The sequence below is a fragment of the Halomonas profundus genome (genome assembly GCF_020865425.1).
GTDB lineage: Bacteria > Pseudomonadota > Gammaproteobacteria > Pseudomonadales > Halomonadaceae > Vreelandella > Vreelandella titanicae.
In genome coordinates this window covers 2,351,402-2,365,377 of record NZ_CP086344.1, presented here as the reverse complement: position 1 = coordinate 2,365,377, position 13,976 = coordinate 2,351,402, and the positions used below count along the sequence as shown (strand labels likewise).

Sequence of the window (13,976 nt, the reverse complement as noted above, 5' to 3'; positions counted from 1 at the left end):
CACACGTCACAAGTCTGAAATTCAAACGAACCATGCCTTCACGGACTTAAGAATAATTGACCCATGACTATCGCACCAATCACGGAGAACCAACATGAATGATAAAGCAGCAGAACCGGTACCCAGTGTGCATAACAACGCCGGTAGATCGATCATTATCAGGCATACCGTCCGCCCGGAATTCAGAGAACGTTATGAAACTTGGTTAAAGCAAATAATTGCTGCAGCAGCAGAATTTCCGGGTCATGAAGGTGTCCATATACTTCGCCCCCCCGAAGGGCACGACACTTTTGAGATTGCCGTGCGATTTTCCAGCAATTCCGCTGCGGAAGCATGGCTAGGCTCAAACATCCGCAAGGAGTTGTTATCGTCCATCGTGTTCGCGCTCGCTTCTGATGAGCAACTGGAAATCAAAAGTGGAATTGACTTCTGGTTCACACCCCCGGCTTCGAAAGCCAAGCAACCCACTAGATGGAAACAATGGCTTATAACAACCGCGGTAATATGGCCTTTAACTATCATAATTCCAGTATTGTATCAGCCTCTATTCAACATAATTCCTGCGATCTCCGTCTGGGGTGTTCGTCATGGAATTATCGCCGCGACCATAGTTGCCCTCGTCGTATACTTAATCATGCCTAGGGTAGTTCGACTCGTGGCTGGCTGGTTGTTCCGCTAGGACATCAGTATGCAGCTTTCGCCAGGTTTGTGGTGACAAGCCTGTTTCGCGTCTGAACACGCGGCAAAAATGTGACTGGTCACAAAACCCGAGACTAATCGCAATTTCGCTTAATGGACGCTCGGTACAGAGCATATATCGCCCTGCTGCCTCCACTCGCCTGGCCGACACATACATTAATGGAGTTATGCCGGTCTTCTGCTTGAACGCATGCGAAAAATGACTGACGCTCAAACCCAGTAGTGAAGCCAGTTCGGCTGTGCGAATGCATTGGTCGAGATGTTCATTTATGAATTCATTGACACGCAAGATCTGCCACCGTGCCAACCCTCCCCTGTGTATGCGCTGCGACCCTTCGCTCTGACCCTCAAGCGTTAGCAAGGCGATCGCTTGATTCAAGTAAGTCGAAGCGATTTCGAGATCATGATCAATCGCTCGCTCAGCTTCCGTTAGCAACGTCAGTAATTGCCTATTCTGTTTCAACCACTTGAGCCCACAAGAAGAGGTACTGCTCACTGGATAACATGTGCTGGCACTCCCGTTCATAGCTCACGCTCCTTGGCCAAGGGCAAACTCTGGTAACTTGCTTAATTCGTCGTAGCACAGGATGGCGTTAGCGCGGGGCCTCAAACAGCCCCAAACGGGGAGGCATTAAACAACACTAAAGAGGGGGGAGTTATTACAACAGATCGATAATCCCCCGCTGAATGCTAATAGTCACCGCATGTGTTCGATTGTTGGCTCCGAGTTTGTCCATGATGTTCCGAAGATGTCCCTTTACAGTCTCCTCGCCGATCGCCAGAGCGACAGCTGCTTCCTTGTTCGACAAGCCGCGAGCGACGCATTGCAGTACCTCAAGCTCCCGGCCGGTCAGACCTTCCTGATCAATATGGGCCGCCAGCTCTGCCGCGATCTCTGGTGGGAAACGCCGTTTACCGGCTGCCAGAGCGCGTATCGTGTCAATGAGCTCACGGCGCAGCATACTTTTTAAGAGATAGCCGCGCGCGCCCGCCTTGATCGCTTGCAACGCTCTTACATCGCCTCGGTAGGTGGTGAGTACCGCGATACATGCTTGCGGAAACTCCGACATGATGGCGCTAATGGCACAAATGCCATTGAGCTCAGGCATCTGAACATCCATCAGCGTCACGTCCGGTTGCGTTGCCCGGTACAGCCGGATTGCCTCCAGCCCGTTGGAAGCTTCACCCACCACGCTTATGTCTTCATAATTGCCCACTACCGCTGCAATACCCTCGCGTATCAGAGAATGATCATCGACTACCAATACGGAAATGGGCTCCTGATGATCGACCATAGGTTTACCCTGTCCTGATTGAACGGTTTTGTTTGTTATCGAGTGGTTTTTCATAGGCAATGGTGCCAGGCAATGACAACCTGATACGCGTACCGCTCTGCTCGCTGCTAACGATCATCAGAGTTGCCTCAATTCTTTCAGCAAGTTCATATATGCCCCTCAAACCGCCGTGCCCAGGTCTCCCGCGCATTCGTTGGTAGCGTGGATCCATGCCAACTCCGTCATCAGCAACAAGCATCTCGAATCTGTCCTTAGCGTAGGTAAAGGTAACGGAAATCTGCGTGGCCTCTGCATGACGCAATGCATTGAAAACCGCTTCTCTTCCCACCTGATAGAAAACGTCGCGAACCTCATTGCGCAGCGGCATCGGCTGCCCCACGTTGCTAACGCGATAGGCTACAGAAACCGAAGCGTCGGCCTCCTGCTGTAACAATTGGAATGCAACAGCCAGATCTTCCGCCGGAGATATTTCACCGCGCAACCCCGTAATTCGATCCCGGCCTTCGGCCATCACTTGATCAGCCCGATCCAGCGCACGCTCCATCGCATGACGAGCATGGGACTCTTTAGGCAAACTGTCGGTCACCGCCTGGAAGCTGAGCATCATGCCCTGCACGCTTTGCAGCAAGGTGTCATGCAGTTCGCGTGCGATGCGCTCACGCTCATGAAAGCGCTCTTCCAGGCGTGTTCGAAGGACGGCCTTTTCCCTTTGCGTATAAACACGGGACACCCAGAACACGAGCGCCAGCAACGCCCCTGAAGAGAGCAGTAAAAACCATGGACGTAGATAGAAAGACCGGGGAACGCTGAAAACCAAAGCTTCCTTAGGACGATAGAATTGCCCACTCTCATCAAGCACACGAACATGGAATTCGTAATCACCTGGTCGCAGGCGTGAGAAAACAGCTTTCCTGGAACGCCCTGCATCGACCCATTCTGAATCATGACCCCTAAGTCGGTATTGAAAGCGCATGCTCTCGGGTGCGGTGAGGTTTAACGCAGAATAGTTAATAACAAGCCTTTGCGGTGGTGCTGATAAACGAACAGGTGCAGCGGAGATGCCAACGTCGACACCATCAGCTATAAGCGCCTGGATGGTAATGACGGGTGGATGTGTCATATCACTTGGTTTATGGGGATCAACACGGACGACGCCTTGTCCGGTAGCAAACCATAGCGAGCCTTCAGGCGTAGAGACCCCAGTGGGCAGTGGCAATACTTTGTGGGGATCCATGGGTAGTCGGCCAATGTGATCGTAAGAGCTGTAAAACAGTGTTTCACCGCCAGCTATCACCCGATCTATCTCCGCGGCAGGCAACTTAAAGATGCCACTGCGGCTATGAACCCAGATATCCATCCCGGATTCTCCAGCGTTCTTCTCTGCCGGCACGGCGATTAAGGCGTAGATATTCTGAAATGATCCGGCGGCCGGCACATCTAGACGATGAAAGCGTCCATCCTTGAGGTAGGCCAGACCATGCTGACCACCTACCCAGGTGCGTCCGGGCAGATGCAGCATGGCGGTGACATGGCCAATGTCCAGTCCTTCCTCGTAGCTCCAGCGCTCGAACGTCTGCTCTGCAAAGGACACCAGAAGGTTGTCCCGGTAGCCGAACCACAGTTTCCCTAATGGGTCTCGGGAGGCGCTCACAGGCATTACCTGACGCTCCGAATCACTAAATGGGTCAATAGGTTGCCATTGCTGATCAGCCCAGACGAATAGACCTTCTCTGTTCACGGAGACCCATATATCGCCATTTTGTCCTACCGCCATTGTCCTAACGGCAGATTCCGGGGTGGATTCGACAGGTAATGCTGCAACGCGCACAAGTTCATCGTCCGAAAGTGAAAAAACGCCCTGATGCCCGCCAATCAACAAGCCGTGTTGCTGACTGTTCACCAATGAGTTGATCGGCATGTCTAATTCAAAGGTGGAATCGATTGCATTCGTGAAACCCTTCAGTTGGCCGCTGTCGGAGCCGACCCAAAGTGAACCATCACCATCTACTGCCAGTGCAGTACTGCCCACGCCTGTAGATAAAGCGAGGGGAGCCAAATCTTTACGCTTGAGTCGATCCAGGCCTGCATCCGTACCTACCCACAGATTGCCATCACGGTCTATGAGCTGAGCCAATACATAATCAGAGCTAAGTCCGTCACGAGCGGTATACGAGCTGATTACATCTCTGCCCTCTGTAGCCTCGTGTATCTTTCCGGTAGCAAGGTAGTGCAAACCGGATCCACGTGTGCCCAGCCAAGCGTCTCCCTGCTCATCCAGAACGATACTGTTCGTACTTGATATCGGTATTTCTTCAAACTCGACGCCAGCAAAGCCTGTTTTTGTCAAATGCAGTAACCGCTCCGTGGAGCGATCAGTTACCCACACGTCGCCTGAGGGGGATGATGCTATTTCGCTGATTGATGGACTCCTGATACCCGTTCCTATGAACGAAGATGCTCCCGGGGGGAGCATATAAAGCTCCTCTTCGCTCGCTGCCCAGATATATCCATCTTCGTCCACGTGCACTGCTCGGGCATGGCGGCTAGTAAAGCCCATCTCCTTGCCAATCGGGCGCCAACCTGTGCCGTCATGATGTGCAAGCCCCTCATCCGCCGCGACCCAGACTCGCCCCTGCTGATCCTCTGCAAAGCTGTATACCACCCCGTCCGGCAGGCCTGGATCAACCGGTTGCATCACGCCATCTGCGCTGATCAAACGGGCTCCACCGATACGAAACCCCACCCATAGCCCTTCCGCCGTGCTGGCCAGCGCGGAGACCACGCCCAGCGGCTCGCCGTCAGCAGGCTCGAATTTCTCGAACTCGAAACCATCGAAGCGATACAAGGAGTCATGAGTACCCAGCCAAAGGTACCCATCAACGGTTTGCGCAAGCGCGCCCACTGCAGTGGGCCCCCGGTCGCTGGCAGTCCAGCGACGGTGATCCATGTCGTTCGAAATGCGCGCCACTGCACTTGAGCACGCAAGACAGCCAAGCACTAGGCTCAGCAGTAAAATTACGTATGTTCGCAAGGAATACACCTACAGCGTCTTTTAAGTACCAAAGCCGTTGCGAGCTTTCAAAACCAGCCCAACTGCTGCTGGAGCCATTCAATAATTCGATCGGCGACACGCTCCCAGCCTGACTGTGTAATAAGCAGATGGCCGTACCCGGGAAAAGCGATGTAGTCTGTCGGCGCCAGGGACCGTCTCTGATAGAAATAGTTAGCTAAAACCACTGAACTGGCAACCATTCGATCATCACCAGCCGAAATCAGTAATAGCGGCCCTCGCTCCTGAGTGAAGAGTAGCCGGCCACCCACGCCCAGTGCTGCTGTTATCATCAGTGTTTGCGGGACTCTGCCAACCAACTGCTCATACAGCGGCGCTGCTGACGGGCGCGACCCCGGATACGCCACCCGGCAGAAAAACTGCGCAGGCGTCATGCGCAAAAACCGCATGCCCTGCCGTCGCTCAACGCTTGCCGTGAGTATCTGCAGTAACGAGCGAAAGCCGGGGGAGACCCGCTGCGGTGGACGCGAGGCGATGGCGACACCAGCCAACCCCAGACCACGATCAAGCAACAGCTGAACAATCAGCCCGCCCATTGCATGACCAATTAGAATAGGTGGCGTCGAAAAACCTGCAATCTGAATAGCGTAGAAATCCACAAGGCATTTAAGGGGAGAAAACCTAGCATCTTTGCCATGCAGAATTTGATACCACCCCTGCTCGCCCTGGAGTGGCAGCGATAGGACACTGCAGGCGTAGCCGCAGGCCTTGAAGTGGCGCTCGAACTTTTCCCATACCGTCGGGTTTAGCCAGTCGCCTTGAATAAAGCAGATATGGTAGCCCACGATCGGTAATCAGTGGCCGGCTACGTGCATTGAATGATGCTTCATCGTTTTTCGGAGCTTACCGTTCAATAGCCTGCACCCCGAAAGACATCTGCCGCTGTTGGCCGATAAAGATTAGCTGTGCATAGTTCAGCTGTGAATAGTTCAGCTGTGAATTGCTGGGCATAAGGACTTCAAGCCTGGGCTTCTGCATTGGGTTCACCTTTGACAAATGTGATGAATGTCGTGAAACATCAGTTCACTGTCGCAAAGTACTGCCAATGATTCTTGGATAACTGCCTAAGAGTAGGACAAGAGTGTGATGAGCGACGCCCGACTACCTGCTCGAGCGTCGTAGAAGTTTCAACTGCGGATAAACGCCAGCACGTCGGCGTTGAACTGATCGGCATCAATCTGCGCCAGCCCATGCGAACCACCAGGGTAGACTTTCAGGATGCCGTCATTGACGATCTCAGCAGCCAATTCAGCTGAAGCCGCGAGCGGGACAATCTGATCATCATCGCCGTGGACGAACAATACGGGCTTGTCGATGGCTTTCAGGTCAGCGGTATAATCGACTTCAGAAAACTCGTGAATGCAATCATAGTGAGCCTTGATCCCACCCTGCATGCCCTGCAGCCAAAACGATTCCTGCAGCCCTTCATTGACGGCAGCCCCTTCCCGGTTGAATCCGTAAAAAGGCACGGTCAGGTCGCGGAAAAACTGCGAACGATTCGACGCAGTGCCCGCACGAATACCGTCAAACGCTTCCATTGGCGTGCCATGAGGATTGCTATCGGTTTTCAGCATCAAAGGCGGCACCGCGCCAACCAGTACGGCTTTAGCCACCCGCGAAGAACCATGATGTCCGATATAGTGCGCCACTTCGCCGCCACCGGTGGAATGGCCAATCATGATGATATTGCGTAGATCCAGATGCTCGAACAGTTCGGCGAGATCGTCCGCATAACGATCCATATTATTGCCATCCCAGGTCTGCTCCGAGCGCCCGTGGCCCCGGCGATCGTGCGCAATAACCCGATAACCCTGCTGGCCGAAGAACAGCATCTGGTTATCCCAGGCGTCTGAGGAAAGCGGCCAACCGTGGGAGAAAAAGACTGGCTGACCCGAGCCCCAATCTTTATAGAAAAGTGAGACGTTATCGCTGGTAGTGAACGTAGTCATAAGTACTGCTCCTGTTGGTGAGTACCACTAGGACGTTAAAGCGCTAATAACGAAGGCGATAGAACAAAAATGTCGCGTTTGGATGAATAGAGGCTTGAAGAACTAGTCAGGCGCGGCCCTAGCCGCCTATGCCGTTTCCGGTTGAGAGCGACCCGCTCCCTCGGCGGGATCGAACATAGAGATGCCACCGTGGGCTACCGGCATCTCATCCTGTAATACGTCCCAATGTTCAACCAACTTGCCCTCTTCAACCCGAAAGATATCAACTACCACCTGAGGCGTATCTGCCCAGCCGCGGATACGGCCGTGGATGGCGACAAGGTCACCTTCAGCAATAATCAGGCCGGGCTCGTAGTAGACTGATGGCGAAAGACCTGCCACCAGCGCCTGCAGCGCATCTCTACCTTGGGGGATGTTGGGATTGTGCTGAATGTAATCTGCTGCATAGAGGCGCTCCACTGCAGACGCATCATGGCGCTGGAAAAGTGATGTCATCGCGTCAAGCACCAAAGCCTTGTTGCGATGAGGCCGCTCATCAGAAGTACGATCCGCCGGATGTGTGACCGTAAAAGCCCCGGTCATCCGCAGAAACTCACCGCTAGGTAAGGTTGCGAACGAGTGAATCAGACCTCGATCATAGTCCTGAACGTTCGTGACCGTCGCACCATCATGCTCCTGCCAGCTTACTGCGAAGAGGCTGTTGCCAAGTGGCACGACCTGTATATCGACGGTTTCGGTTCGGGCAAATGACCCATCCTTAATCTCGAATTTCAATTGCGTCACTGACAGTAGCGTCAGATTGACCTGTAGCTCTGGATAGGAAACATGCATTTCCAAGCCAACAGGGAAACTATCTATGGACATTTCACGGCCCCTTATTTTAAGCCCAGCCGGGCTGGCTGCTGCGGTCATCACCAATGGCATGACGGCTTGTTGCAAGAAGGATGACAAGACTCTTACAGTCACTAACTCTCTCGCGACGGCGCTGAAAAATCTCGTCATCCCTGCTCAGATTATCCTGCGCTGCCAGGCACCGGCGTATTGAGCAACTGCTGCTCCCACATGTACGCGATACTGCTGCCGCCGCCATGCTGCCTCATGACGTCGAGTATTCCTTCAAGGTGCTCGGTCCGCGCCCAATCTCGCTGCCATTCGGACGCCAATGCCATCCAGGTCATCATGTTCACGCCGGCCGCAATCATGCGCTGTATGCCGACTTCGTGGGCCTCCAACGACGTACCGCCAGACGCATCCGTGATGACAGTGACGTCCCAGCCCTCGCCTGCAGCCTGAATAGCCGGCATGGCTACACAAATTTCGGTCCACAGGCCAGCAATGATCAGCTGCTTGCGGCCCGTCGCCTTGACCGCATCTACTGTTGGCTTGTCTTCCCAAGTGTTGATGAACGTGCGGTCGATGATCTCCTGGCCAGGAAATACATCAGTAATCTGAGGAAAGATGTCGCCGCCCTGGGCAGCGACCACACTCGTTAGGATGGTAGGAACATTGAAAGCTTTTGCAGCCTTCGCAAGCGCCGCCGAATTGTTAATTACCATCGTTGGTTCGTGACTATTAAGATTTGCGAGCTGGTAAGGTTGGTGGTCAATCATCACCAACACCGAGTCTTCGGGACGAAGAAGAGACGCAAGGCCATTACGAAAAGTCATGAAAATATCCTCTGTCAGTTGTCAACTTTTGCGAGCTTGGTTTCCCGTTAGCAATACGCCAGCGGCGGCATTGCCCGGAATTAGATGCTGCTGCACTTAAGCTCGACGCAGTAGCCCCCTTTGAAGCTAAACTGTGTCGCAAAATGGGGAACAATTACGTTGGAGGAATTTCGCCTACCACCCTCCGCAGGAGTGTGCGTACTCTCCTCGCTAGGTCAGTGCCCCCGCACGGAAGATTCGGGCCCTAACCGAAATCCCGTTAAAGCGTTAAAGGCTGTTCCTTCCTGGGCCGGATTAATGGGGATAGGCTCAAGATTTACGCTCTGAGGCCTTAAATATCATATCGTCCCAAAGGCGAACCTTAGGGTTGTGAGTTCGCCGGAATACCTCGACTGCAGCGATTGAGAGTAGCTCTTCCATTGATTTCGCCGCTTGCTTTGCTAACTGAACAGGATGAGAACTGGGGGAGGAAGAGTGGAGAGTAATCATCGAACAATCGGAATGGTGGTGAACACTCAGCGCAACGTCATTGTTGCCATTGCTCATGATGTTTATTGGGGATTGTCCAGCACAAGCACGCCCCCAATACGTGAGAGCGTGCACCCAGTGTTACTTTTGCTGCGAAGTGAAGCTCTGCATCAAGTTAGAGTAATGGGGAAGGTGACTGGCCAAGATCCCACCAAAGCCTTCGATATCGTTGCGCCAGTCGCGATGTAGCTCGCCTGCCACGGCAAACCAGTTGACAAGTTGGACTCCGGCAGCCTGCATTCTGCTCCATGCGCCATCCCGTGTCACTGGATTGAAGGTACCTGAAGCGTCAGTCACGACGAAAACATCAAAACCTTCTTCAATCGCAGATAGAGCTGGGAACGCCACACACACTTCAGTGACAACCCCAGCGATGAGCAGCTGTTTCTTACCAGTCGCTTTTACCGCCTTCACGAAGTCTTCGTTGTCCCAGGCGTTTATCTGACCTGGACGTGCAATATAAGGCGCATCCGGAAACGCAGCTTTGACCTCCGGAACCATGGGACCATTCGGGCCGTCTTCGAAGCTGGTCGTCAAAATGGCCGGGATATTGAAGAACTTGGCGATGTCTGCCAAAGCCAGGACGTTATTTTTAAACTCATCAGGGGAGAAATCCCGCACCAAAGAAAGCAAACCAGCTTGATGATCTACCATCAGCAGAGCCACATCATTTTTATCCAAACGCTTGTATTCGATACCCATTTTTCTTCTCCTTACCGGTTAAAGGTCGGTTTCCGACCAGAAGTATTGCCTATACCCAGAAACTTAACTCACGCCCTATCAGAACGAACTTTCCGCTCTAAAAGTCCATGATGGCTTATCATTCTTGCCAAGCGCTGCCGCTTATTATTGGATGGTTACCTTAGATTTGGATAAGGGTGTGATCTGCGACGCTGGAACAGTGTTCGTTCGCCGAAAATCTCAACGGCGATGCCTATTGGTAGCAGTATCGTTCTATTCCCGCTCTTTATATGTCAGTACTATTTTGTGGAAACCTTTGTCGCTAGATGCGGGAACACTAAAGTGGACATTGAAGAGCTACAGATATTCGTGAAGAACGACTAGACCTTCGAGTTGCTAATGCAGGAACACTCACGCGTTGAATTATTAGATGTCATTGCCTTCATCCGGGTGGTGGAGACAGGGAGCATCGGGAACGCTGCCGCGCGCCTTGGTATTGCGAAATCCATGGTAAGCCGCCGCGTAAGCCGCCTGGAGGGTGTACTCGGCGCTCAATTGCTAACCCGAACGCCCAGAGGTACGACGCCGACCGATATCGGTCGCGAGTACCATGCCCGCGCTGGCGCCGGCTTGGCTGAACTGGAGTCAGCGCAGGAAGTCGTCAACAAGTTGACGAGTGAGGTTTCCGGCCACCTTCGTATTCAGGTCCAGACTGCGTTTGGCGAGTTTGTATTTGCGCCACTGCTCGCCGAGTTTGCGCTACTGCATCCGCGCCTTCAGCTCGACATTCGCTTCGAGGATCGTCAGGTGGACATGAGCGCCGAAGCCTATGACCTCTCGATCTGGGTGGGCGCTGTCTCAGACCAGACACTCATCACGCGCAAACTAGCCAGTGTGCAATGGGTCGTCGTCGCCAGTCCGGACTATCTGGATGCACGTGGACGCCCACAAACCCCAGCAGAAATGACCTCACACGATGCCCTGCTCCATGCTTTGGATACCGGCCATTGGCGCTTCCAGGGCCCGGAGGGCTGGGAGCATGTGCGCATGAATTCCCGCTTTCGCACCAGTAACGGGCAAATGCTCCTGGCCGCCGCACTTGCGGGTCTGGGCATGGCACTCGTTCCGAGATTCATGGTCGATGATTCGCTGGCACAAGGCGAGCTCGAAGCGGTGCTGCCTGTATTTCCACACGAAGGCGCCGACCTGCATATCTACATGCCGGCTGCACGATCCCGTATCGCGAGGATGCGAGCACTTGTGAACTTCCTATACGAAAGGCTTGCTCCGGGGGTATGAGAAAATCAACTGTGCTTCAGACCGGCAGCTTCCAGGCTGCCAGAACCAGCGCACCACCAAGCAATGCGAGAGCAGTAAATACAGTAGCCAAAGCGGTACTGGGGCGAGGCGGTCGCCAACGGCTCTCGAGCTCCTGATCAATGGGCGTGTCTGCCACCCCCGGTTGAGACGTCAGAGCCGCGTCGCGGAGGGCCCGCAGCTCTGCAAGCTTGCGCCGTATCCGCAGGGTGAGCAGTATCGCAAGGTAGATCGTCGTGAACCCGGCGATCACAGCCACCAGGCGCAACGTATCCAAACTTGCGCCAAGCGGGGTTCCTCCGACTGCCCGGTTCCAGTCATTGTGGCTTCCTAGCAGCGCCGGACCAGCCAGCCCGCCAAGCGCGTTGACGACCCCGAAAAGAACGATGAAGCTGATCAATTCCCTGCCACCGTGTTGAAGTGCGCTAGTAATGCCCAGCAATAACGCGGGCCCCAGAAAGAACGTTCCCGCGAAGGCGATCGCGCCCTGAGTCAAGTAAAAGCGTTGCAGATGATGCGAACCATCCGACATGCTGTCGACCAGGGCGGCAAGGCCGATAATCCCGACTGCGAGCATCATTGGCCTGGCAAGCTTCTCGGCATTTACTGTGAGGGCGCTAATCACAACCCCACCGACCGCTCCGCCCAGCATAGCCATCGAGAGCACGGCAAGTTGCTGCGCCGTGCCGCCCAATTCACTCACCACGCCGATCGCGATTCCCTGTTCTGCCAATACGATCCGCGCCATGAATACTGCTACGGCGAAGCGAGCGACGTCTCCGCGCCCAAGCCAACGAAGGTTCAACAGTGGCGTCCGGCGGGACGTCTCAATGGCACCTGCTGCCATCAGTGCCGGTATGGCGATGAAAAGTGACGCGACTATCCACGGCGCCTGAAACCACCCCTCCCATCGGCCCAGACCCAGCACAGCAGCGATCAGAGCCAAGCTGCTACCCATGAGAACGAAGGTCAACAAGTCGAGCGGCTGGAAGACGCGGACTCGCTCTGCTGGCGGCAGACGTAGCATCGCCACTGCCGCCAGTGAAAGCAGGGCGAGACCCGCTTCGAGCAAAAACAATGAGCGCCATCCTTGGCTGGCAAGTAACGACGGCGAAAGGACGTGGGCCAACGGCACAGCGCACTGCGTCACTCCGATGCCAAGTACCAGCCCCCGCAGACGCCATCTCGCAGGAAAAGCCTGCATCATGTTGAAGAGACAAAGGGGTATCAGTGCAACCGCCACGAACCCGCTGACCGCGCGCACCAACAACGCCGTCCCGAGGCCCGGTACGAACACGAGTATCAGCGCCAGGATGGCATGAAGGCCCAGGAAAGCCAGGGCGAATCGGCGCAGCCCGTATTGTTGTCGCACCTTGATCAGCAGCAGGTTGGCCAAGACAGCGGTCATCACATAACAGGTCGATAGCCAAGCCACTTGGTGGGCACTCAGGTTCATTATTTGCTGCAAATGGAGGGTGTTGACACTCACCAGTGCGCCGTTCAGCCCCGCAGTTGTCCCAACCAGCACTGCGACAAGTACGTAGGCCAGTCGAGTAGCCGGCCCATGCGTCGGCGTTGCAGGCGATCCGGGGACGGGAGAGCGCTCATGTACGGGGAATTCCACAACCTCCTCATCAAGAAGGTCGCGAATCGTGGTCATCGAGCGGTGCTGCTCACGCTGGTGGCTATCGCGGTGAATTGGCATTGACGAAGTATATAAGGCCACTCGCCAATCTGTGGATTGCGTATTGAGCAACGCTAGGTTCTCGAACGCGCATCTGGATCCAGGTCAAGTAGATCCGGGATGATGGACAGTAATGCCGAGTCGGTGTCAATTCCTGACGAGCTGCTCTGAACCATGACCTGATCCACGAAAAGGACTGAACTAATGCTTGAGAGATCGATTGATCGTATTACCAGAATACCTGCGCTGGGTCCGGGTTTTGACGGTGAGAGGCATAAGGCCGCTTTGGTGATAGCACCTGGTGATCTGTCCGCGACCGATCCGTTCTTCCTCATGGCCGATGACAACATCACCGAAGCTGGAAGGTTTGGGGATTCGCACCCGCACGCCGGACTCGAGACCGTCACCTTCATGCTCAACGGCACGATGGAGGATACCGGGGGACGGCTGGAGGAAGGTGATGTCGAATGGATGACGGCTGGCAGCGGCATCGTCCATGCTGAGAATTCTACGGTCTCCACCGGGATGCGCCTGTTCCAGCTTTGGCTGATTTTGCCCGAAGCGCAGCGCAACATACCGCCACGGGTGCAGATCCTACGTCGCGCGGAGATGCCGGTGCACACTGAGCCTGGCGTCCTGGCGACGGTCTACAGCGGCAAGTCAGGGAACGCGGCGGCGCCTACGATGAACGCAGTCCCGGTAACGTTGATCGACATCCGATTGGAGCCTGGGGCCACTTTCGCACCTCATTTACCCGGCTCCTACAACGCGTTTGTGGTGGGAATTAATGGAGAAGTGGAGGTCGGCACCACAGCCGAGATACTTGCTAAAGATACGGTGGGCTGGACAGGCCCCATGGGCGACGGCGACAGTCTGCTTACGTTGCGGGCGGGTGATAATGGCGCTCGCCTGCTGCTATACGCCGGCCAGCCGCAGAACATATCGGTGGTTGCCAAGGGGCCCTTCATCGCTGGATCCGACGAGGAAATGGCCGGCTACTATGCCGCTTATCGCCAGGGGAAATTCCCCCACGCTGGCACGATGCGGCCTGTTTCCTACTCCGGAGACAAGAGCGGCTGACATCCG

General features: G+C 54.7%; 12 protein-coding genes. 3 read left to right on the top strand and 9 right to left on the bottom strand.

Going from position 1 to position 13,976, the window contains the following annotated elements; genetic code table 11:
- The first annotated feature begins 94 nt into the window (after positions 1 to 94).
- Positions 95 to 679, top strand: a complete 585-nt coding sequence (locus LMS44_RS10565; protein ID WP_027959339.1) for an antibiotic biosynthesis monooxygenase — start codon at positions 95 to 97, stop codon at positions 677 to 679.
- Here the strand turns inward: LMS44_RS10565 and LMS44_RS10560 are convergent.
- From LMS44_RS10560 to ycaC, 8 genes are all read right to left on the bottom strand, one after another.
- The gene (locus LMS44_RS10560; protein WP_498947259.1) at positions 629 to 1,225 is read right to left on the bottom strand and encodes a helix-turn-helix domain-containing protein; all 597 of its coding nucleotides are present in this window, start codon (positions 1,223 to 1,225) and stop codon (positions 629 to 631) included. The genes LMS44_RS10565 and LMS44_RS10560 overlap by 51 nt on opposite strands.
- A 133-nt stretch (positions 1,226 to 1,358) precedes the next feature.
- The gene (locus LMS44_RS10555; protein WP_498947258.1) at positions 1,359 to 1,994 is read right to left on the bottom strand and encodes a response regulator transcription factor; all 636 of its coding nucleotides are present in this window, start codon (positions 1,992 to 1,994) and stop codon (positions 1,359 to 1,361) included.
- A gap of 4 nt (positions 1,995 to 1,998) precedes the next feature.
- A complete protein-coding gene (locus LMS44_RS10550; protein ID WP_498947257.1) occupies positions 1,999 to 4,896 on the bottom strand; it encodes a sensor histidine kinase in 2,898 nt (965 codons plus the stop codon).
- A 176-nt stretch (positions 4,897 to 5,072) separates the two neighbouring features.
- Positions 5,073 to 5,849 carry an alpha/beta hydrolase gene (locus LMS44_RS10545; RefSeq protein ID WP_414120347.1) on the bottom strand — a complete coding sequence of 259 codons (777 nt, stop codon included), beginning with the start codon at positions 5,847 to 5,849 and terminating at the stop codon, positions 5,073 to 5,075.
- 342 nt (positions 5,850 to 6,191) lie between these two features.
- Complete coding sequence (locus LMS44_RS10540; RefSeq protein WP_498947256.1) at positions 6,192 to 7,013, bottom strand: alpha/beta fold hydrolase; 822 nt, start codon at positions 7,011 to 7,013, stop codon at positions 6,192 to 6,194.
- Positions 7,014 to 7,139: 126 nt separating this feature from the next.
- The gene (locus tag LMS44_RS10535) at positions 7,140 to 7,877 is read right to left on the bottom strand and encodes a nuclear transport factor 2 family protein (protein ID WP_414120351.1); all 738 of its coding nucleotides are present in this window, start codon (positions 7,875 to 7,877) and stop codon (positions 7,140 to 7,142) included.
- A gap of 149 nt (positions 7,878 to 8,026) precedes the next feature.
- A complete protein-coding gene (locus LMS44_RS10530; RefSeq protein ID WP_144812144.1) occupies positions 8,027 to 8,680 on the bottom strand; it encodes a hydrolase in 654 nt (217 codons plus the stop codon).
- A 609-nt stretch (positions 8,681 to 9,289) separates the two neighbouring features.
- Entirely contained in the window at positions 9,290 to 9,910 is a 621-nt protein-coding gene (gene ycaC, locus LMS44_RS10525) for an isochorismate family cysteine hydrolase YcaC (protein WP_414120354.1), read from the bottom strand.
- Positions 9,911 to 10,288: 378 nt separating this feature from the next.
- Between ycaC and LMS44_RS10520 the strand changes: the two genes are divergently transcribed.
- Positions 10,289 to 11,188, top strand: a complete 900-nt coding sequence (locus LMS44_RS10520) for a LysR family transcriptional regulator (protein ID WP_144812137.1) — start codon at positions 10,289 to 10,291, stop codon at positions 11,186 to 11,188.
- 16 nt (positions 11,189 to 11,204) lie between these two features.
- On the opposite strand, the gene LMS44_RS10515 is transcribed toward LMS44_RS10520, so the two are convergent.
- The gene (locus tag LMS44_RS10515; RefSeq protein ID WP_498947255.1) at positions 11,205 to 12,866 is read right to left on the bottom strand and encodes an MFS transporter; all 1,662 of its coding nucleotides are present in this window, start codon (positions 12,864 to 12,866) and stop codon (positions 11,205 to 11,207) included.
- Between the two features lie 228 nt (positions 12,867 to 13,094).
- On the opposite strand from LMS44_RS10515, the gene LMS44_RS10510 reads away from it, so the two are divergent.
- Positions 13,095 to 13,970 (top strand): pirin family protein, encoded by an 876-nt coding sequence (locus LMS44_RS10510; RefSeq protein WP_414120360.1) that lies wholly within the window; start codon positions 13,095 to 13,097, stop codon positions 13,968 to 13,970.
- Positions 13,971 to 13,976 lie beyond the last annotated feature (6 nt).

Coding starts and splice junctions, on each gene's coding strand:
- LMS44_RS10565 (WP_027959339.1), top strand. CDS start 95: ATGAATGATAAAGCAGCAGAACCGGTACCCAGTGTGCATAACAACGCC.
- LMS44_RS10560 (WP_498947259.1), bottom strand. CDS start 1,225: ATGAACGGGAGTGCCAGCACATGTTATCCAGTGAGCAGTACCTCTTCT.
- LMS44_RS10555 (WP_498947258.1), bottom strand. CDS start 1,994: ATGGTCGATCATCAGGAGCCCATTTCCGTATTGGTAGTCGATGATCAT.
- LMS44_RS10540 (WP_498947256.1), bottom strand. CDS start 7,013: ATGACTACGTTCACTACCAGCGATAACGTCTCACTTTTCTATAAAGAT.
- LMS44_RS10535 (WP_414120351.1), bottom strand. CDS start 7,877: ATGTCCATAGATAGTTTCCCTGTTGGCTTGGAAATGCATGTTTCCTAT.
- LMS44_RS10530 (WP_144812144.1), bottom strand. CDS start 8,680: ATGACTTTTCGTAATGGCCTTGCGTCTCTTCTTCGTCCCGAAGACTCG.
- ycaC (WP_414120354.1), bottom strand. CDS start 9,910: ATGGGTATCGAATACAAGCGTTTGGATAAAAATGATGTGGCTCTGCTG.
- LMS44_RS10520 (WP_144812137.1), top strand. CDS start 10,289: ATGCAGGAACACTCACGCGTTGAATTATTAGATGTCATTGCCTTCATC.
- LMS44_RS10515 (WP_498947255.1), bottom strand. CDS start 12,866: ATGACCACGATTCGCGACCTTCTTGATGAGGAGGTTGTGGAATTCCCC.
- LMS44_RS10510 (WP_414120360.1), top strand. CDS start 13,095: ATGCTTGAGAGATCGATTGATCGTATTACCAGAATACCTGCGCTGGGT.